Raw genomic sequence first — 18,023 nt, 5'->3', positions numbered from 1 at the left:
TATCCTCGGTCCCCGGGAATATCCCGAAGAGAGGTTCGTGGTTCGTTTAAGTCGGGAAAGGATTTATTAGTTATTAATCCCATCTGGTTAATACAAATATCGTAAAACGTAACATTGGTGAGACTTATGGCAGAGGATGTAGGCATTCTTGTTCTCGGACACGGCAGCAGCAAGCCGTACAACAAAGAGATGGTGGAGAAGTGCGCCGAGCTCATCGGCAGGAGCCACGACGGCCCCGTGAAGATAGCATTTCTGAATATGGACGAGCCGAATATCGCGGCGGGGCTCGAAAGCTTTGCGGGGTCGGGGGTGAAGACGATCGTCGCCCTGCCAATCTTCCTCGCCCACGGCGTCCACACCCTGGAGGACATCCCCACCGAGCTATCCGTCGACCCAACCCTCAGGAGGGGAAGCTGCAAGCTGAACGGATCCGAGGTGGAGATCAGGTGCGCAGAGCCCCTGGGCGTCGACGATTCCATCGCCGCCCTGGCCTACCGGAGAGCGAGCGAAGCCCTCCGGTAGACGGAAAGGTGGCGGTCCTCGACACCATCCACGGCGCGGGGCTGATCGCAGAGCGGATGAGGGATAGGGGGATAGACGCCGCCGCCCTGGAGGTCTACCACAGCTCTCCGAAGGTCTCGTCCTTCGACCTCGTCGTCGCTCCCGTCCACCTCTCTCCCAAAAACCCGGCCATGGCGGAGGCGAGGCGGCTCGGAAAACGGGTGGTCACCCACCATCGGGCCGTCGGCGACCTCCTGGCCAAAGGGAGGGATCGTCGGCACTTCGAGGTGACGGGGACGGTGGGAAAGACGACCACCGCCCTCATCCTGGCCCGGATCCTCTCCGCCAGGGGGACTGTCGCATCCCACACCACTCGGGGGATAGAGATCTGGAGAAAGGGCGATAGCGAGGCGGTGAGGTCGGGGCTCAGCATCGCCCCCGCCAACGTGATCCTCGCTCACGCCGCCGCCGATGAGGCGAAGGCCGATCATCTCGTATCCGAGGTCTCCCTGGGAGGGACGGGGGTCGCCGACTATGGGGTTCTGACGAGCTTCGTCGGCGACTACAGAATAGCTGGAGGCACCCTCTGGGCGAGCACCGCCAAGCTCCAGATGGTCTCCCTCTCAAGACCGGGATCGAAGCTCATCGCTGGCGAGGATGTCAGGATCTCCGCCGACGTCACCTTCGGGGCGGGGGCAAGGGGGCAGGTCTCGTCCACGGACCGGGAGTTGAAGGCGGAGGGCGTCGGGGCGCCCCTCCGCCTCGGAGAGGGGTTCGATCCTGAGAGCTACTATTCTGCCATATCTGCAGCCACGGCTGCGGCCATGGCGGCAGGCTTCGACCTTGAGGAGGCCGCCGCCGCCCTGGAGGGTTTCGAGGGGCTGGGGGGGAGGATGAAGGAGACGAAAAGTGACGGATTTACGGTCCTGGACAACTCCAACTCCGGCCTTCGGGCCTCGGGGGTGGAGGCCGCCCTCGACCGGGCCGGAGGCGGCGGAAGCGTCGCCCTCATCGTCGGCGAGGAGGCGGAGACGGTCTGCGAGGGGATGGACATCTCGGCCCTCGTGGAGATCCTATCCCGCCGCCGCCGGGAGATCGACCTTCTGATCCTGGTGGGGGTGAGGCTGAAGCCCTTCGCGAAAAGCTTATCAGCCGGCTATGCCCCGGACCTCGACTCCGGCCTCGCCGGGGCGAAGGCTGCCCTGAAGAGGGGAGACAGTATAATTTCATGTGTTAAATGTTTCAGGTGATTTTCATGATGGCAAAGGAAGTTCAGATACTCCATCCGAGGCCGAGCTCCATCGTTGCGGCCCTCTACACCTTAAGAGACCTGGGGGTCGACGTCGTCATAATGCACGGGCCCAGCGGCTGCTGCTTCAAGCACGCCCGCCTCCTGGAGGAGGACGGCGTCAGGACCCTCACCACCGCCCTCGACGAGGCGGGGTTCGTCTTCGGAGGTCAGGAGCAGCTGACGAGGCTTCTACAGAGGGCCTCCGAGCTCTTCGACCCGAAGCTTGTAGGGGTGGTGGGGACCTGCAGCAGCATGATCATCGGCGAAGACCTACACCAGGCCGTCGTCGACGCCGACCTCGACGTCCCCGTCCTGGAGGTGGAGGTTCACGCTGGGTACCGGGACAACACCCGCGGGGTGATCATCACTCTGGAGGCGGCCCTGGATAAGGGGATCATCGACCAGGAGGAGTTCGACCGGCAGAAGTTCCTCCTGGAGAAGGCGACGGAGGTCGAGAAGCTCCATGGAGCCGCCAGCTCTGAGTACCTAGCTCCCGAGAGGGGTGATATCAAGTACAAGGTCGCGGAGAGGCTCCTCACCCTCTTGAAGGAGGGAAAACGGGGGATAAACGTCCTGAACGCCAAGAAGGAGACCGCCTACATCTTCGCCGAGATCAACGCCTCCGTCGCCCAGGTGGCAAAGGCCCGGGGAGCCGAGGTAACGACCCTTGCAAACCTTGCCGGGGATAAGGGGCTCGCGAAGGTGAGGAGGGATGCGAAGAACATACTTTCGGGGCTTGAGGAGAGGGGGGTTTATATCGACCGGATCACCGGGGGCCTCGACGAGTACCCCATCGCCGGCGAGGTGGTGGCAGAAGAGATCGCCGACGACGGCGACTACGACTTCGCCGTCATCTCGGGAGTACCCCACGCCATACCCATCGACGCCCTAGAAGGGCTGGAGATCTTCTCCATCACCAACGGACCCCGTCAAGTCCGACCCCTCCGGGAGCTGGGCCACCATCACGTGGTCGTGGAGATCGACCTCCACCCCAAGACGATGGGGGTCAAAAACATCGTAGAGTCGGAGTTTGGAGCCACCCTCCGGGGTCTCCACGAGGTGGGGTGACTACTCCGCTCCCCAATACCTATAAAAAAATGTCCAGAAAGGGTGTGGGGGATATGCCCCCATCTCGATTTCATCCTCAGAAAGCCTTTGGAAGCTCTGTGAGGAAGACGTATATTATGAACCCCAGCATCCCGATCAGGGCTATACCGAGGATGGATATCTTGGAGATCGTCTTGAACTCTTCGCGGGTCGGCTTCCTCGCCAGCTTGAGGACCCTGAGGTAGTCCTTGTAGTTGAACTTCGGGGCGCCGATCTTCACGTTCATATCGGCGAGCTTCTCGGCCAGCTCCCCTTTGTGGCCGTTGACGTTGTTCTTACGGGTCTTAGCCTTCTCGTCTGACATTCAGGTGGCGAAGGGGGCTTCATGGTGAAAAAGATTTCGATCATCCGCCTGCTCGATTCCCCCAGCCCCCACCAGAAGAGGAGGAGGAGGGGGAGGAGGAGGAGGGGGAGAATGGGTGGGCCTGAAGAAGGACCTCCGTTCGGCACCCAGACCCCCACACGCCGAAAAGGTTTTTAACCGACCGGATACAGCTAGAAAGGACAGCTTAGGCTATCTTGATAGGGGTTTAGTGATCTGCCATGGACTGGAGCGTTCTTTTCGTCATAGTGCCCGTCGTCGTCCTCTTCCTCTACGGCATCGAACGGTTCTCCGAAGAGGTCCGCCAGGCGGCAGGGGAGCGCTTCTGGACCCTTCTTCAGAACGCGACGAAGACTCCCCTCCGGGGGGCCCTGGCGGGGGCGGGGGTCTCCGCCATAACCCAGTCGAGCACCGCCACCACCGTCATCGCCGTGGGGCTCGTGAACGCCGGAGCCATCTCCTTTTTGGGGTCGATCGGCCTCGTCATCGGAGCCAACATAGGAACGACGATCACAGCCCAGCTCGTCGCCTTCAATCTGACCGCCTTCGCCCCCGTCTTCGTCGTCGGCGGGTTTCTTCTGAGCCTGATCCGGGGGCCTTACAGGGTCTTCGGAAAGCCGATCTTCTACTTCGGCCTCGTCTTCTTCTGCCTCAACCTCATCTCCGCGGAGATCGCCCCCCTCCAGGGGGACCCGGAGATCATCGCCATCCTATCCATGGCCGAGGACGTCCTAATCGGCATCGTGATAGGCTTCGTCATCTCCAACATATTCCAGTCGAGCTCGGTGACCGCGGGGCTAGTCGTCGTCATGGCCCAGAGCGGGCTTCTGACGCCGGCGGAGGCGATCCCCATCATCCTGGGGGCGAACATCGGGACGACGACGACGGTCCTGGTGGTGGCCCTCCGGATGAACGCCGCCGCCAAGAGGACGGCCGTAGCTCAGTTCCTCTTCAACCTCCTGGGGGTGCTCCTGATCCTGCCCCTCCTGGGACCCTTCTCATCCCTCATCGAGACGATCGGAGGAAGCTCCGCCCAGCAGGTGGCTAACGCCCATATGATCTTCAACCTCTCCGCAGCCTTCGTCTTCCTCGCCGCCATCAGGCCCTTCGGGAGCCTCGTCATGAGGATCGTCCCCGAGAAGGACCCCGAGGTCGTCTTCGTCCCCCGACACCTGACCACGCCCCTCCCGGAGGATGCCTCCGCCGCGACGAGGCAGGTCGAAGAGGAGATAGTCCACATGCTGGAGGTATCTGAGGAGATATTCGAGAAGAGCCTGGAGGTGGGGGCGGGAAAGACGGAGGTCTGCGGCCGGATCAAGCACCTCCGGGATTACGTAGAATATCTCAACCACCAGGTGATCGATGCCATCATCGCCCTCTCTGATCGGGATATATCCTTGGAGGATGCGGCCCGGATCTCGATCCTCGCTCGGGTCAGCGACCTTGCGACCTCGATGGCAGGCCAGACCGTCGGGATGGCGAAGAAGTTTGAGTATATGAAAGAGAAGAAGATGCTGCCGTCTTTCGAATCCTTCGCCGACCTCCAGGAGATGGCATCCCCCTGCAGGGAGAACCTCGACCATCTGGTGACGACCTTCCCCAATATCCCGGATGAGGTCGACAGGATCATGCGTTACAACGATGAGAAGCTCCGACAGCTCTTGAACTGGTACTATAAGACCCACGTTCGGAAGGTGGCGGGGAAGATGAGCGCCTCGGATAGGATGTTTTCTGAGATGATCTTTTCCATAGAGAGAATAGGCGCCATCATCCGGGAGCTGCGGAAGACGACGATCTCCATGAACATACCCGCGTCACCCTCCCGGATACCCGACCTCATCAGCCAACCGGACAGCGACGAAGTCGGAGAAGAGGAACCGTAGATGGATATGGATCCTTAGACGGATATCGCGACGGGTCCGCCTATATCAGCCGGGAGACCATCGCCTCCGCCAGATCTCTCGTCGAATATCTTCCGCCGAGGTCAGGGGTCTTGATCCCCCGGGAGAGGGTCCAATCCACCGCCTCCTCGACCATCCTCGCCTTATCTACCTCCCCGAACCACTCCAGCATCATCGCCGCGGACCTGACGGCTCCGACGGGGTTAGCGATCCCCTTCCCGGCGATGTCGGGGGCGGAGCCGTGGATCGGCTCGAAGAGGGCGTATCTGTCGCCGAGGTTGGCGCTGGGGCAGAGGCCAAGCCCCCCGATCACCCCCGCCGCCACGTCGCTTAAGATGTCTCCGAAGAGGTTCGTCGTAACGATGACGTCGAACCTTTTGGGGTTTATGACCAGGTTGTAGCCGGCGGAGTCGACGAGCATATCGTCGAAGGGGACCTCCCACCTTTGGGCCGTCTGCGCACATATCCGCAAAAAGAGGTTGTCGCTCTTCAGGACGTTGGACTTGTGGACGATCGTCAGCCTCTCCCTCTTCGAGGCGATGGCGCAGGCTCTCTCGGCTATCCGGAGGGAACCCCTCTGAGTTATCACCCTCAGCGTCGTCGCCTCCTCCTCGTCGAGCTTCTCAACCCCGGAGTAAAGCCCCTCGGTATTCTCCCTCACGATGACGAGGTCGATCCCCTCCGCCGAAAACGGCCTGATGTTGGCGTAGAGGTCAAGCCCCTTCCTCAGGGCGAGGAGGACGCTTCTGTACTCGGGGTCAGGAGGCGTCGTGATGGCGCCGAAGAGGACGCAACTGCAGCTCTTTATGAGGTCGAGGTCCTCTTCGGCCATCGCCTTGCCCGTCCTCTTCCAACGGCGGTACCCGAGCTCCACGGGGACCAACTCGATCTCAGCGCCCACAGCCTCCAGGACGGCCAGAGCCGCTTCGATGACCTCCGGCCCGACGCCGTCGCCCTCGACGAGAGCTACCCTCTTTTTAGCTCCTCTGAAAGACACCTTATAGCCTCCGCGATCTTCGGCGCTCCATCGCCCCAGTGGACGACGACGCCCAGATGGCCCCCAGACCTCGTGATCCCCCGCCGCTCGGACTGGCAGCACCGGGTGATGAAGGGGCCCTCCGGAGCCAAGAGGTCGTTTGATAGGGGGCAGGTGTTAAGGAACCTGAAATCCTTTCCAGGGTACATATCCCTGAAGACCTCCCTGGAGACCTCACAGCCGACGATGAGTGGGTCGTCGACGTCGACCCGATCCCTGTCCAGGGACCTGCCGAGGCCCGATGCGGTGCAGGGGAAGTAGACCCCCACCCCCTCGAAGCGGCGGAGGTCCAGGATTCTATTCTTGAACTTCAGGGTGAGATCCCCCAGGACCCCGGCGCCGTCCAGGTTCTCGATGACGCTGACGAGCCATGACGGGCGGGGGGGGACGACGTCGAGGATCTCGATCTCGGTTATGGCGGAGAGGTCCGGCTGGTGGACGAAGGTGATGTGCTCGTCAGAGCCTCTATAGATCACTGTATTCACGCCGCCATGACATAAGCTGGCCGCAAGCTCTATCAGCTTCGTCCTGTTCCTGGTGTCGACCTTCTCGGGATATTCTACGACCTCGTCGCCGCCAGCGATCGGCTCCATCGACTTCACCGGTCGCATGAACCCCTTCCCCTCCTCCGCTTCCACCTGGTAGATGGCGATCTCGTCCCCAAAATGGATCAGGTATTTTGTGGAGAAGTATATGGGGTCGCCGGGCCTCGCCTCGGTGGCAGCTCCGACGTACTTGTAATCCTCAGGGAATATCAAGCCGCTCCTTCCTTCTCTCCTTCCCTCTCCTTTCTCCGGTGGAGGACGAGCCCCCCGTCCTGGAGGATCTCCAGGAGGAAGCCGGGGAGCCTCGTCCCTCGAAAGGTCACCCCCCCCACGGTAACCGTCCCGTCTTCCAGGTCCACCTCCACCACGTCTCCCTTCCGGCAAGAGACGTCCGCCTCCACCACCGGCAGGCCTACGTTGATGGCGTTTCTGTAGAAGATCCGCGCAAAAGATCGGGCGACGACGCAGGCGACCCCCGCCTCCCGGAGGGCGAGAGGCGCCTGCTCCCGAGAGGAGCCGCAGCCGAAGTTCTTCCCGGCGACGATGACGTCCCCGGGCCTCACATTTCTCGCAAAATCGGGGTCGATCCCCTCCATGGCGTGGCAGGCCAGCTCCCTGATATCCTTGGTCCTGAGGTAGGGACCGGGGATTATGACGTCGGTGTCGACGTCGTCACCATAGACCCATGCCTTCCCCCTGATCATGGGCGAGGGTTTCACCTCCGCCCCTATATGGCTTTCCTCTGGAGATCGACGAAGATCCGCCTACGATGGACGCCGGCCAGCTGAGACCTAAAGCCCATCAGTAGACCTCCTCCAGGTCCTCGATGTAGGCGAAGGCGTCGTCGAGCTGCTTTTTGGCCCTCGTCTTCCTGCTCTTCTCATCCTGGATCGCCTGAGCGGCCTGGGCGTAGAGCATCTCCAGGTCCGGGACCTGCCCCAGGGTGAAGACGGAGAGGATCTTGGGCCTCCCCTTCTTTATGACGATCCCCTTGAAGACCTGGCCTATCTTGCTGGAGAGCTTCTCGACGGACTTGGTGATCTCGTCGACGTCCAGGGATTCCCTCGACCCCTGGATGATTATCATCGCCCTCGCGGCGTCCTCGTAGACGTCGGCGGGGTAGAGGAGACCCCCGGGCTTGAGGGACCCCTCGATCGCCGAGGTGAGGGAGGCGGTCTTCTTGTCCGACTCGTAGAAGCCGAGGGTCCCCATCCCCAGGCCTCCGCGCATCACCGTCTTGAAGTCGCCCAGGTCGGTGACCGAGAGCATCTCGCTGTCCAGGGACTCGATGAGGAAGAGGAGCCGCTCTGCCACCATCTCGTTGATCCTGTCGTAGGCGGTCTTTATGTCGCCGCTGAGCCTCTTGAGGTACTGGTTGTCCACCAGGATTATGCCGTCGGACTGGACCTCCATGATGTCCCTCATGCTGAAGGCGGCGTTCTGGAGGTATATCGATCCCTCCTCCCTGAAGGGGAGGACCATCACCGCGATCACAGTGATATTCTTGTACCGCTCCTTCAGCTCGTGGATTATCAGCGGCGTAAAAGAGGATCCGGTCCCGCCGGAGGAGGAGGTCATCACGAAGGCGATGTCAAAGTCCCCCCTCTTCTCGATCTCCTCCATGATCATCTCCCGGTTGTCCCAGAAACCCTGTTTTCCGAGGCTCCGATTGGCTCCGACGCCGTGGAGGTTTGGGACGTGGAGCCTGTCTTTGGCGGCGGTGAACTTCAGCTCCTTCAGGTCGTTGACGGCGGTGTTGATCGCCAGGGTCTCAACTCTGCTGGGAAACTTTTGTCTAGAATAATATTTAGATAGCTTGGAAGATCCGCCGAAGGACTCTCTATTTACGGCGTCGAGTATCCTGTTCCCACATTGGCCGATCCCCAGCATCAGTACGTTCAACATATATGATCAATCCAGACTCCTTAAAATGTAACGGCCTTAAGCTGACGGCCGTGCCGATAACATCCTTCAGCAGGCGCTTTCTCCGCCCGCCTTCCCAATCCGAGGGCTTGCTCCATCCGACTTACTTCAGACTCCGACTTAATATTTATATTCTTTGTATCTTCTATACAGCCATATCCCGATGATGAGGACGGGAACTATTGGGAGGTAATATAGATACTTGTACTCCCTCTCCAGGACCGAGACCTGGAAGCTCGTATCCTCCTGCATCATCTCTCCGTCGGCCCGGTAGCTGGCCGAGAGGTCGACGACATAACTTCCGCTCCGCGACCCTCTGACAGTCGCCGAGTACCTCTCCACACCCCCCGGCGCGATCTCAAAGAAGCTTCTGTCAAGACCCCCTCCTGAAAATTCGAGTCCGTCCATCCCGGATCGCAACCCCATCTTCACCTCCACCCTCTGAGCTGCGGCTTCGCCGTCATTTTTGATGGTGACGTTTATCGCCCCCTCGCCGCCCAGCTCGATGGGCCCCGGCGCTTCCACCTCAAAAGCGAGGTCCGGCCTTCTCTGGGGTCTGATCTCGATATTGACCGGTTGCGAGGTGGCGGAGTAGAGGGTGGCCTTGGAGTCGGAGTACCTCGCCGCCGTCCCTGCCAGCTCCACCGAACCTTCTGCCGCCGCCACCATCGAATAGACGACGATGTCAGATTCGCCGGGCTGGAGCTGGTTTTTGACCTTCGGCGGATATCCTGCCAGGTACCTGAACTGAGGCAGCGGCGGAGAATCCTGGATCACCACGTCTCGGGCGGTGTCGTTTCCGGCGTTCGTCACGGTGATGGTAACCTTCAACTCGTCCCCGGTGCTGACCGTGGTCTTGTCTACGGTGGTGAAGACCTTCAGCTCCGGCAGGTTCCGGGGAGCCAGCGCCCTCTCAGTGACGTACTTTTGAGGGTATCCATAATCAGACCTATAAGCGGCCCTCATCCTGACGGTATCGATGTCGAATATCTCGACGACCGTGAGGGTGAGGCCGCCGCGGTCCTTTCCTCCGTCGAAGTTCACATCCCGATAATCCTGCATCACCCTCCAGTCTTCGAACTGACTCGCCCTCTTGTAGACCCTCACCTCTACAAGTCCGTCTATGACGGATACGACGCTCAAAAGCTCCACCCTATAATCTCCGATCCTTACCCCTTCTCCCGCCCTGAAGGAGAAGTCCCGGGTGACGATCTCGCCGTCGATATTATCGGCTTCGTCTGAAGCAGCGGCACCCATCAGCGCCAGAGGTATGGATGAAACTAAGAGCACTACGACCACAGACAGCACGAGATAGACAGGACGCATTCCCACTCACCGAAGTTAGATCTGAGTAATAAATCGATCGATATAACGTTTTTGTTCTACCCCTCTAGGATCATATCTCGATCTCGAGGCTGAAGTCGATCCATCTCGCAGACCTGGTCAGAGCGCCCATGGAGACGACGTCCACCCCCGTTGCGGCGTAGTCGGCGACGTTCTCAGGGGTTATGCCCCCGGAAGCCTCCAGAAGGACCCGGCCCCTTAGCCCCCCTCTATTCAAGAGCTCTACCCCCTCTCGGATCGCATCGGGGCTCATATTGTCGAACATTATTATGTCCGCCCCCAGGGATGCAGCCTTCAGAGCGTCCTCCAGCCTCTCCACCTCCACCTCGATCTTCTTGGTGAAGCTGGCCTTCTCTCGCGCGGTGGCGATCGCCTCCTCAAGGCTCAAGAGCTTCAGGTGATTGTCCTTGATCATCACCGAGCTTGAAAGGTCGAACCTGTGGGGGTCGCCGCCGCCCACCACAACCGCCCTCTTCTCGAAGGATCTGAAGCCCGGCGTCGTCTTCCGGGTGGAGGCGACCCGGACCGTCCCCGCCTTATCGACGCAACTCCTGGTGATGGTAGATATCCCGCTCATCCGGCTCATGAAGTTCAATACCAGCCTCTCGGCCTGGAGGATCGACCGCGCTAGGCCCCGGATCGCCAAAATCCTCGCCCCTGCGCCGACTGCAGCACCCTCCCGGACGAGCTGCTCACCTTCGAGGCCGAAATAATTGAGGATCTGATCCGCCTCTTCAAGGCCTGAAACGATGCACATCTCCTTGGCCAGGATCACGGCTTCAGCGATCACTTCTGGGACTATGGAGCTGCTGTCGTCCATCTCTCCTACGTCTTCCCTCGCGAACCGCTCCAGCTCAGATAGCAGCATACCGCAAAAGTTTTGTCCTCTCATCGATTTATAGCCACCGATGGTTCTGAAGATAGGGCTGGTGGGCTGCGGCGCCATTGGGGCCGAGATAGCAAGAGCGATAGACAGCGGCGAGATCTCGGGGGAGCTGGTGGCGGTCTTCGATCATAACGTCGAAAGGGCGGAGGAGCTGGCGAGCTCTCTGGAGGTCCGACCGATCCTCTCGGAACTGGAAGATCTGGTGGAGAGGTCCGATATCGTGGTGGAGGCGGCGTCTCAGAAGGCGGTCCCCGAGGTGGCGAAGGCTGCCCTCGAGCGGGGCAGAGACCTCATGATCATGTCCGTCGGCGCCCTCCTCGATAGGAGCCTGTTGAGGATGGTGGAGGATCTGGCAGAAGAGAACGGCTCCAGGGTTTACCTCCCCTCGGGGGCGATATCCGGCCTCGACGGCCTCAAGTCGGCAGGGGCGGGAAGGATAGATCTCGTCACCCTCACCACCACCAAAAACCCGAAGGGGTTTCTGGGAGCACCCTACATCGAAGAGATGAAGATCGACCTCGACGCCATAAAAGAGCCGCAGGTCATATTTGAGGGGACGGCAGAAGAGGCGGTCGTCGCCTTCCCCGCCAACGTCAACGTCGCCGCGACGTTGAGCCTCACCGCCCGGGGGGCGAGGGTGATGGTTAAGATCGTGGCAGATCCCGACGCCGAAGTGAACATTCACCAGATAACCGCCGAGGGGGACTTCGGCAGGATCATCACCAGGGTCGAGAACGTCCCCTCCCCTCGAAACCCCAAGACCAGCTATCTCGCCGCCCTCTCGGCCATAGCCACCTTGCGGTCCATCGCCGAGCCGGTGAAGATCGGGACTTAGTCGTTGACGCGAGATAAAATGCTCAGATTTCGTTATGGCTTATCCAGGAATGATCACCATGAACCGATTTAGTTTCGGATATCGACTCTAAAAATGTTCATTTTATATTGCGACAGCCCCTTAGATCCACCACTTGGACGGCTCTCTCTTGGCTATCACTATCGTCCGGTTCTCCACCTTGTACGGGAGGTCTTCGAGGGGGCTGTAGATGGCGTAGCGTCCCAGGTCTTCCCACGCCGCATCGACGTCTACCTCCTCCTCGACGGGTTTCATCAGGGGCCGCCAGTCCACGGCGCAGCTGCTCCCCTTGGGTATCCAGTAGGGGTCGTCTCCGATCCCGTCGCTGTCCCGGTCCCGGCCTCGGTAGTCGTCGTAGTAGTTGCCGATGGAACCGTTCCAGAAGTTGTTGCTGGCGTTGTCGTAGCCGGATATGATGTTCCGCCTGAAGTTGTTCTTGTATACTAGGTTGTTCTCGTTCTTGTCCAGCCTTATGCCGTTGCTGTTCTTCGATATCTCGTTATAGCATACCAGGTTGAACTGAGATCCTCTCGTCAGATCGATGCCGTTGAGGTTCTCTTCCAGGAGATTTCCCGCCACCAGGTTGTGGGTGCAGTTCTCCTGGATGCTGATCCCTATTCCCAGAAGCCCCGGCCCCGATCCGCCGTTCTTTGTGACCCTGTTGCCGACTATCGTATTATTGGACCCCGAGGCTATGACCATCCCATAGTAGACGTTCCTATGGGCGTCGTTCTCCAGGATGTCACAGAAAGACGAGTTCCAGAGGAAGAGCCCCTGCCAATTTCTGGAAAACTCGTTCTTCGCGACGGTGCAGCCGGAGGAGTCCTTCAGAAGTACTCCGGCCCCGGAGTTCTCGCAGACTCGGTTCCCCTGGACGGTGATCCCTTCAGAGCCCTCGATCCGGACCCCGTATTTGTCGCACTCAAGAAAGGCAGATCCCTCGACGGCGGCCACCTCACAGTCCTGAAGCCATAGACCGCTGTCGCACCTCTCAAAAGAGGAGTTTATTATGGTGAAGTTCCTGGACCCTTTGACCAGGACCCCAGCCTCCGACCCCTCCACCACCAGATCCTCAATGAAGACGCCGTCGCCGACCACCAGCACCCCCGAGTTGGGCTGGTTCAGAGAGTACTGGGGCTTACGGTCTGATAGGTCCATGTAGAACCTGAACTTGTCGTCCTGGTTCTTCGGTGCCCCCACCACCTTGAACCCCTGGAGCCTCACACCGTCGGCCATGATGGTGATGGCAGAGTTCTGGGTCTGGGCCCTGGCGGAAGGAAATCCGACGCCCTGGATGCTGAGTCGCTTGTCGACGGTGAAGGGGTCATACTCACCGGAGGGGACGATGAGGGTATCCCCCGGCATCGCCCCGTCGATCGCCGCCTGGAGGTCGCCGGTGGCGAAGATGGGACCGGCTGATGCCGACCCTGCTAGGGCGAGGATAGATAAAAGGAGGGAGAAACGAGCAACTGCTCGGATCTGCTCCATCTTCCTCGCCCGGCCTTCGCCGAACGATCCCTTTTCAGTGTCTGAAGTGGCGCATGCCGGTGAAGACCATGGCCATCCCGTGTTCGTCTGCAGCTTCAATCACCTCAGCATCCCTGATGGACCCCCCTGGATGGACGACGGCGGTGGCCCCTGCCTCAAACGTCCGATCGAGGCCGTCTCTGAAGGGGAAGAAGGAGTCGGTGGCCGCCACCGTCCCTTCGGTCTCCAGGCCGTGCTCTTCGGCCTTTTCAGCCCCGAAGCGGGCCGAATCGACCCTGGAAACCTGGCCAGAGCCGATCCCGACCGTCTGGTTCGGGGTGGCGTATACGAGGGCGTTGGACTTGACGTACTTTGTCACCTTCCAGCCGAACCGCAGAGCCATCGTCTCTGCTGGGGTGGGACCCCGTTCCGTCACCACCTTCCACTCAGATATGTCCCCTCGGTCATAGTCCTGTACGAGGAGGCCGCCGAAGACGCTCTTGGATTGGCACCCCTGGTAGAGCCGGTCGCACCCCTCCAGAAGCTCGGCTACATCCAGGATCCTCCGGTTGGGCTTCTCCATCAAGATCTTCAGAGCCTCGGGGTCGTAACCCGGAGCCAGCAAGACCTCGATGAAGTGGTCCCGCATCTCCTCCGCCAGCTCCACCCCCACCGGCTCTGAGAAGCCCATCACCCCACCGAAGGCGCTCTTGGCGTCTGTGGATAGAGCCCTCCTGTAAGCCTCCACTCCGTCCTGGCCGTAGGCGACGCCGCAGGGGTTTGCGTGCTTCACTATCACAGAGAGGGTCCGATCCTCCTTTACGCCGTCGTACTCCACCAGGTCGACGAGCATCTCCAGGGTCGCTTCGGCGTCGACGACGTTGTTGTAGGACATCTCTTTGCCTGAGAGCTTGGGGGCGAGATGGAGGCCGAGCCCTCCTGGCTTCTGGTATAATGAGGCCTTCTGGTGCCAGTTCTCCCCGTACCGCAGGTCCTGGACCTTCTCGTAGGCCTGGACGAGGTAGCGCGGGCTCTCTCCCTGGAGGGAGGCAAGCCTATCCGCGCCACGCGATATGGATAGGTAGGTCGCCTCTGAGGCGAGCTCCCTTCGGACGCCCTCGGAGAGGTCCCCTCTCACCACCATATCGTCGAGGACCCTTCCGAACCGAGAAGGACCCAGCATGACGGGGCAGCCGCACTCCGCCGCCGCCATCACGACCGCCGGTCCGAAGGGGGAGGAACCGAAGTCCATATCGCATAGGAGGAGCCGGTCGGGTCCACCCCAGACGCCGCCATCTGCGGAGCCGATCTCCTTCAGGACCTCGGCGGGGTTGGACCGTTTGACTATAACCCCCTTTTCCTCCAGACGGCTCAGAAAATCGTTAACCTCGGAAGACTCGCGAGCCAGGACGACAACTTGCCTAATCTGCATGAAAACCTTGACCGTCATGATCTTAAGGTTATTTTAACGTTGCCCCCTATCCCGATTTTAAAATAGGCGATGCTGATTATCCTCCTTATTTTCCTGAAGGCGGACAATCGAGTCGATCTCACCCGTCGGATCGATCTACGCCGTCGAACCGATCCACGCAGTCTGACCGATCTACGCAGTCTGACCGATGATCCAAGCCGGCGGCCGGGGCAAATCTATAAGGGGTTACGGGAGCGGTTTTATCTTCATGGAGGTCGGCGGCGATATCCGGGAGGCGATAGATACCCACCCTAAGGGGGCTCTCATGAGGTTCGAGGTGACACCCGGGTCGAAGAGGCTCCTCGTCCCCTCCGGCTTCAACCCCTGGAGGAGGTCTCTTCTGGCGAGGCTCACCAAGGAGCCTACGGGAGGAAGGGCGAACCGCGAGCTGGAACAGGCCCTCGCCGACCTCTTCGGGATCGGAGCTGAGAGGGTCCAGGTGACGGCAGGCCAGAAGAGCTCCCGAAAGGTGGTCATCGTCCTGGGGGTCGACGCCGAAGAGGCGGTGAGGCTCCTATCAGGGGCGATAGAGGGGACGCCCTGATGTCGGGAGGGTGGAGAGGTAGCGGCGGCCGGAAAGGTCGCGATCCCAGGGGGAGGAGGGTCTGCTGCGACCTCGAAACCCTCGAGAGGGTGATCGATGCCCTCCTGGAGGCCTCCGGCGAAGGGGCGGCGATCATCGTCGAGGGGGAGAGGGACGAACGGTCCCTCCGGGAGCTGGGGATCGAGGGTCCGGTCATCCGGGCGGCGAGGCGGCCGGCGCTGGAGGTGGCGGAGGAGGCGGCTCGAAACTTCAAAGCCGTCGTCGTTCTCACCGATTGGGACAGGGCCGGAGAAGAAATCGCCCGAAAGGTGGCTGAGCACCTCCTGGCCGCCGGTGCCAGGGTCGACCTCGATACCAGGGAGCGGCTGAAGCGGATGGTCCGCCGGGAGATAAAGGACGTCGAGAGCCTCAGCAGGTTCGTCGAAAGGGCGAGGGCTGAGAGGTCTCCAAAAGATCTTCCATAGGAGCGGAGCGGGGCAGCCCGTCCCCTCGAAAGAAAGTGCTCGGCTGCCGGGGAGGATTTGGTCGCCAGGTGAGGCGGGGAGGAGACGACCTCGCCGGGGATAAATCGACCCGGATCGTCCCCTCACTTCTGGCCAGAGATCGCTTCAGGACCCCCCGTGGATCTCCTCGAGCTTCGTTATCTTCTGGATCTCCTCTTTCAACGCCTGAGGAAGGCCCTTGATCTCGACGTCGAGGAAACCCCGGACGATGACGCTCGTCGCCTCATCGGTGGAGAGCCCCCGGGCCATCAGATACTCCAGCTCCACCTGGGAGATCTTCCCGACGGCCGCCTCGTGAGACATGTCGAGGCCGCCGCACCAGCCGTCGAGCTCCGGTATGGAGTAGATCCGCCCCTTCTCGGTGAGGATGAGGCCGACGCACTCGACGTGAGCCCTGATCTCGGGGACCTTCCCCACCATACGCCCCCGATTTATGATCTCGCCCCCGGTGGAGACTACCCTCGATATCGATTCGGCGCTGGTCTTCGGTGCCGCGAGGATAGTCTGGTTTCCGATGTCGATGTTCCCCCTCCGGGCGTACATGATGGTGTTGAAGCTGGCGACGGCCCCCTCCCCGGCGAGGGTGGCGGTGGGGAAGGCCTGGAGGCTCTTCACCGGCGTGAGGGTGATGTAGTTCTCGGAGATGGACCCTCCGGCCTCCACCAGGCTCGCACCCCGGGGCCGGACCTCCACCTCCTCACCCCAGTTGTGGACCATGGTGAAGGTGACGTGGGCGTTCTTCTTGACGTAGACCTCGGATACCCCCAGGTGCAGCCCCCTCCCGGCGTGGGACGGGGTGGTGCAGCCGGTGATGATGTGAAGGTCGGACCCCTCCTCGGCGATGACTACGTTGTGGACCCTCTGCCGCTTGTTCTTCCCTCCCATGAATAGACATGTCTTGAGGGGAAATGTGGTCTTGGTCCCGGGCTTCGCCCTGATAAAGTAGCCTGCGGGAGGGTGTAGCCCCACGTCGGCGGTGTACTTGTCGGCATCGATGGCAACGAGCTTCCAGTAGTAATCCTTCAGGTAGCTGTGCTCCCGGAGGGCGGCTCCTATGTCCATCACCTCGACTCCCTCCTCCGATGAGCTCCGGTGGACCGCCGACTGGTCGACCTGGAGGTAGTCGCCCGCCGACTCGCCCGCGAAGCTCACCCCAGCGTTGAGGGCTGCGGTCTGGACGTCATCGGGGAGCATCTCCAGCGCCTCGATCTCTCCGAAATCCTCCGACTCCGCCTCGTAGCTATCGATATCGATATCTGTCCCCAGAGCCGCCACCTTATCCTTCGCTTTCTTCGCCTTCTCCTCTAGACGGGACATAGACATCCAACACACCCCTCGTATCCGTTGACCTTGATCTGTTCCAGGATCTCCTTCGGGCTTCCCGAGCAGACGATCGTCCCCTCGATCATGACGTGGGCCTTGTCCGCCGACATGTAGTCGAGGATGTGGCCGAAGTGGGTGATGATCACCCCGGACTTCTTCCTGGCGCTGGGCTTTTTATCCTTCTCTGTGAGGGTATTTATCGCCCTGCCGATCACCTTGATATTCTCCAGGTCGACCCCGGAGTCGGGCTCGTCGAGCATCACGAAGTCCGGCTCCTGGGCCAGGAGCTGAACCATCTCTGACCTCTTCACCTCGCCGCCGGAGAAGCCCTTGTTCACCTCCCGGTCGGCGAAATCGACGAAGTCGAGATCCTCGAGGATCTTCTCGGCGTTTGCCTGGGGGTTACAGAGCTTGATCATGTCCGAGACCTTCAGCCCTCTTATGGTCGGAGGGTGCTGGAAAGCGATCCCGATACCAAGACGCGCCCGCTCGTGCATCGGCATCCTGGTGATGTCGGCGCCTTTGAACCAGATCGTCCCCTCGTTCACCTTGTACCGCGGGATCCCGGCTATGGTGCTGAGCAGCGTCGTCTTGCCGCAGCCGTTGGGCCCGAAGAGGGCGTGGGTCTCCCCCTCACCCACGCTCATGTTCACCCCTTTCAGGACCTCTTTATCCCCTATGCTCACCCAGAGATCTTCAATCTTTAACATGGGACCGCCATCCTCTTGCAGCCTGTTGATATCCATCAACCTTCATTTATCCTAAAACCTAAGGGAGGTCGTCACTAATAACCTCTTCCCCCAACATCTTCCCGCAACATCTAACTTCCCAAATGTCTTATCCGACGTATTACATGACATCTTGGCCGACTTCTTCCCATCAAGATTGAGGGGGCGAAGAATCCCACCCAAGGCAAACTTTAATGTATTTCCGGGTACTATTTTACCATTATATCGAGCTACATCGAGCTATAAAAGGTGTTAAAAATGGCAGAAGAGACGATGAC

General features: G+C 60.4%; 19 protein-coding genes. 8 read left to right on the top strand and 11 right to left on the bottom strand.

Annotated features, from left to right (window positions below):
• The first annotated feature begins 126 nt into the window (after positions 1–126).
• The 3 genes from cfbA to cfbD are packed head-to-tail and all read left to right on the top strand — an operon-like array spanning position 127 to position 2,860.
• Complete coding sequence (gene cfbA / locus P0O24_RS05040) at positions 127–522, top strand: sirohydrochlorin nickelochelatase (RefSeq protein WP_316968648.1); 396 nt, start codon at positions 127–129, stop codon at positions 520–522.
• An 8-nt stretch (positions 523–530) separates the two neighbouring features.
• Positions 531–1,751, top strand: a complete 1,221-nt coding sequence (gene cfbE, locus P0O24_RS05035; protein ID WP_316968647.1) for a coenzyme F430 synthase — start codon at positions 531–533, stop codon at positions 1,749–1,751.
• A gap of 5 nt (positions 1,752–1,756) precedes the next feature.
• Positions 1,757–2,860 carry a Ni-sirohydrochlorin a,c-diamide reductive cyclase catalytic subunit gene (gene cfbD, locus P0O24_RS05030; RefSeq protein ID WP_316968646.1) on the top strand — a complete coding sequence of 368 codons (1,104 nt, stop codon included), beginning with the start codon at positions 1,757–1,759 and terminating at the stop codon, positions 2,858–2,860.
• Positions 2,861–2,936: 76 nt separating this feature from the next.
• Here the strand turns inward: cfbD and P0O24_RS05025 are convergent, their stop codons facing one another.
• Positions 2,937–3,203: a protein translocase SEC61 complex subunit gamma gene (locus tag P0O24_RS05025; RefSeq protein ID WP_316968645.1), complete on the bottom strand. Its 267-nt coding sequence runs from the start codon at positions 3,201–3,203 to the stop codon at positions 2,937–2,939.
• A 21-nt stretch (positions 3,204–3,224) separates the two neighbouring features.
• Here P0O24_RS05025 and P0O24_RS05020 point away from each other — a divergent pair, with 21 nt between their 5' ends.
• Both P0O24_RS05020 and P0O24_RS05015 read left to right on the top strand, forming a co-directional pair.
• Complete coding sequence (locus P0O24_RS05020; RefSeq protein ID WP_316968644.1) at positions 3,225–3,380, top strand: hypothetical protein; 156 nt, start codon at positions 3,225–3,227, stop codon at positions 3,378–3,380.
• 62 nt (positions 3,381–3,442) lie between these two features.
• Entirely contained in the window at positions 3,443–5,104 is a 1,662-nt protein-coding gene (locus P0O24_RS05015) for a Na/Pi cotransporter family protein (protein WP_316968643.1), read from the top strand.
• 40 nt (positions 5,105–5,144) lie between these two features.
• Here P0O24_RS05015 and P0O24_RS05010 read toward each other — a convergent pair whose 3' ends face one another.
• The 6 genes from P0O24_RS05010 to nadC form a co-directional block, all read right to left on the bottom strand.
• Positions 5,145–6,119, bottom strand: a complete 975-nt coding sequence (locus P0O24_RS05010; protein ID WP_316968642.1) for an isocitrate/isopropylmalate dehydrogenase family protein — start codon at positions 6,117–6,119, stop codon at positions 5,145–5,147.
• Positions 6,089–6,916: a DUF7714 family protein gene (locus tag P0O24_RS05005; protein ID WP_316968641.1), complete on the bottom strand. Its 828-nt coding sequence runs from the start codon at positions 6,914–6,916 to the stop codon at positions 6,089–6,091. Before P0O24_RS05005 ends, P0O24_RS05010 begins: the two co-directional genes overlap by 31 nt.
• Positions 6,913–7,407, bottom strand: a complete 495-nt coding sequence (locus P0O24_RS05000) for a 3-isopropylmalate dehydratase small subunit (protein ID WP_316968640.1) — start codon at positions 7,405–7,407, stop codon at positions 6,913–6,915. The genes P0O24_RS05005 and P0O24_RS05000 overlap by 4 nt, the downstream gene beginning before the upstream one ends.
• Positions 7,408–7,504: 97 nt before the next feature.
• Entirely contained in the window at positions 7,505–8,608 is a 1,104-nt protein-coding gene (locus tag P0O24_RS04995; protein WP_316968639.1) for an FtsZ/tubulin family protein, read from the bottom strand.
• Between the two features lie 138 nt (positions 8,609–8,746).
• The gene (locus P0O24_RS04990) at positions 8,747–9,883 is read right to left on the bottom strand and encodes a BatD family protein (protein WP_316968638.1); all 1,137 of its coding nucleotides are present in this window, start codon (positions 9,881–9,883) and stop codon (positions 8,747–8,749) included.
• Between the two features lie 139 nt (positions 9,884–10,022).
• Complete coding sequence (gene nadC, locus P0O24_RS04985) at positions 10,023–10,838, bottom strand: carboxylating nicotinate-nucleotide diphosphorylase (protein WP_316968637.1); 816 nt, start codon at positions 10,836–10,838, stop codon at positions 10,023–10,025.
• Positions 10,839–10,878: 40 nt separating this feature from the next.
• On the opposite strand from nadC, the gene P0O24_RS04980 reads away from it, so the two are divergent.
• On the top strand, positions 10,879–11,691 hold the full coding sequence (locus P0O24_RS04980; RefSeq protein ID WP_316968636.1) for an aspartate dehydrogenase: 813 nt from the start codon (positions 10,879–10,881) through the stop codon (positions 11,689–11,691).
• Between the two features lie 120 nt (positions 11,692–11,811).
• On the opposite strand, the gene P0O24_RS04975 is transcribed toward P0O24_RS04980, so the two are convergent.
• Together P0O24_RS04975 and P0O24_RS04970 are read right to left on the bottom strand one after the other, a co-directional pair.
• Complete coding sequence (locus P0O24_RS04975; RefSeq protein WP_316968635.1) at positions 11,812–13,197, bottom strand: right-handed parallel beta-helix repeat-containing protein; 1,386 nt, start codon at positions 13,195–13,197, stop codon at positions 11,812–11,814.
• A 34-nt stretch (positions 13,198–13,231) separates the two neighbouring features.
• Entirely contained in the window at positions 13,232–14,608 is a 1,377-nt protein-coding gene (locus P0O24_RS04970; RefSeq protein ID WP_316968634.1) for a phosphoribosylaminoimidazolecarboxamide formyltransferase, read from the bottom strand.
• Positions 14,609–14,855: 247 nt separating this feature from the next.
• Between P0O24_RS04970 and P0O24_RS04965 the strand changes: the two genes are divergently transcribed.
• The gene (locus tag P0O24_RS04965; RefSeq protein ID WP_316968633.1) at positions 14,856–15,191 is read left to right on the top strand and encodes a DUF167 domain-containing protein; all 336 of its coding nucleotides are present in this window, start codon (positions 14,856–14,858) and stop codon (positions 15,189–15,191) included.
• Positions 15,191–15,655 carry a toprim domain-containing protein gene (locus P0O24_RS04960; protein WP_316968632.1) on the top strand — a complete coding sequence of 155 codons (465 nt, stop codon included), beginning with the start codon at positions 15,191–15,193 and terminating at the stop codon, positions 15,653–15,655. The genes P0O24_RS04965 and P0O24_RS04960 overlap by 1 nt, the downstream gene beginning before the upstream one ends.
• Positions 15,656–15,799: 144 nt before the next feature.
• Here P0O24_RS04960 and P0O24_RS04955 read toward each other — a convergent pair whose 3' ends face one another.
• Both P0O24_RS04955 and P0O24_RS04950 read right to left on the bottom strand, forming a co-directional pair.
• Positions 15,800–17,011, bottom strand: a complete 1,212-nt coding sequence (locus P0O24_RS04955; protein WP_316968631.1) for a SufB/SufD family protein — start codon at positions 17,009–17,011, stop codon at positions 15,800–15,802.
• Positions 16,999–17,727: an ABC transporter ATP-binding protein gene (locus P0O24_RS04950; protein WP_316968630.1), complete on the bottom strand. Its 729-nt coding sequence runs from the start codon at positions 17,725–17,727 to the stop codon at positions 16,999–17,001. Before P0O24_RS04950 ends, P0O24_RS04955 begins: the two co-directional genes overlap by 13 nt.
• Positions 17,728–18,023: the final 296 nt, after the last annotated feature.

It is taken from the genome of Candidatus Methanocrinis alkalitolerans, from assembly GCF_029167205.1.
Lineage (GTDB): Archaea > Halobacteriota > Methanosarcinia > Methanotrichales > Methanotrichaceae > Methanocrinis > Methanocrinis alkalitolerans.
Note: the sequence above shows the minus strand (reverse complement) of the source record. Positions and strands in the feature narration are given on the sequence as shown.

Excerpts from the sequence above, each read along its gene's own strand:
- cfbA (WP_316968648.1), top strand. The coding sequence starts at position 127 with ATGGCAGAGGATGTAGGCATTCTTGTTCTCGGACACGGCAGCAGCAAG.
- cfbD (WP_316968646.1), top strand. The coding sequence starts at position 1,757 with ATGATGGCAAAGGAAGTTCAGATACTCCATCCGAGGCCGAGCTCCATC.
- P0O24_RS05025 (WP_316968645.1), bottom strand. The coding sequence starts at position 3,203 with ATGTCAGACGAGAAGGCTAAGACCCGTAAGAACAACGTCAACGGCCAC.
- P0O24_RS05020 (WP_316968644.1), top strand. The coding sequence starts at position 3,225 with ATGGTGAAAAAGATTTCGATCATCCGCCTGCTCGATTCCCCCAGCCCC.
- P0O24_RS05015 (WP_316968643.1), top strand. The coding sequence starts at position 3,443 with ATGGACTGGAGCGTTCTTTTCGTCATAGTGCCCGTCGTCGTCCTCTTC.
- P0O24_RS05000 (WP_316968640.1), bottom strand. The coding sequence starts at position 7,407 with ATGATCAGGGGGAAGGCATGGGTCTATGGTGACGACGTCGACACCGAC.
- P0O24_RS04995 (WP_316968639.1), bottom strand. The coding sequence starts at position 8,608 with ATGTTGAACGTACTGATGCTGGGGATCGGCCAATGTGGGAACAGGATA.
- P0O24_RS04990 (WP_316968638.1), bottom strand. The coding sequence starts at position 9,883 with ATGGGTGCCGCTGCTTCAGACGAAGCCGATAATATCGACGGCGAGATC.
- nadC (WP_316968637.1), bottom strand. The coding sequence starts at position 10,838 with ATGCTGCTATCTGAGCTGGAGCGGTTCGCGAGGGAAGACGTAGGAGAG.
- P0O24_RS04980 (WP_316968636.1), top strand. The coding sequence starts at position 10,879 with ATGGTTCTGAAGATAGGGCTGGTGGGCTGCGGCGCCATTGGGGCCGAG.
- P0O24_RS04975 (WP_316968635.1), bottom strand. The coding sequence starts at position 13,197 with ATGGAGCAGATCCGAGCAGTTGCTCGTTTCTCCCTCCTTTTATCTATC.
- P0O24_RS04970 (WP_316968634.1), bottom strand. The coding sequence starts at position 14,608 with ATGCAGATTAGGCAAGTTGTCGTCCTGGCTCGCGAGTCTTCCGAGGTT.
- P0O24_RS04965 (WP_316968633.1), top strand. The coding sequence starts at position 14,856 with ATGGAGGTCGGCGGCGATATCCGGGAGGCGATAGATACCCACCCTAAG.
- P0O24_RS04960 (WP_316968632.1), top strand. The coding sequence starts at position 15,191 with ATGTCGGGAGGGTGGAGAGGTAGCGGCGGCCGGAAAGGTCGCGATCCC.
- P0O24_RS04955 (WP_316968631.1), bottom strand. The coding sequence starts at position 17,011 with ATGTCCCGTCTAGAGGAGAAGGCGAAGAAAGCGAAGGATAAGGTGGCG.
- P0O24_RS04950 (WP_316968630.1), bottom strand. The coding sequence starts at position 17,727 with ATGTTAAAGATTGAAGATCTCTGGGTGAGCATAGGGGATAAAGAGGTC.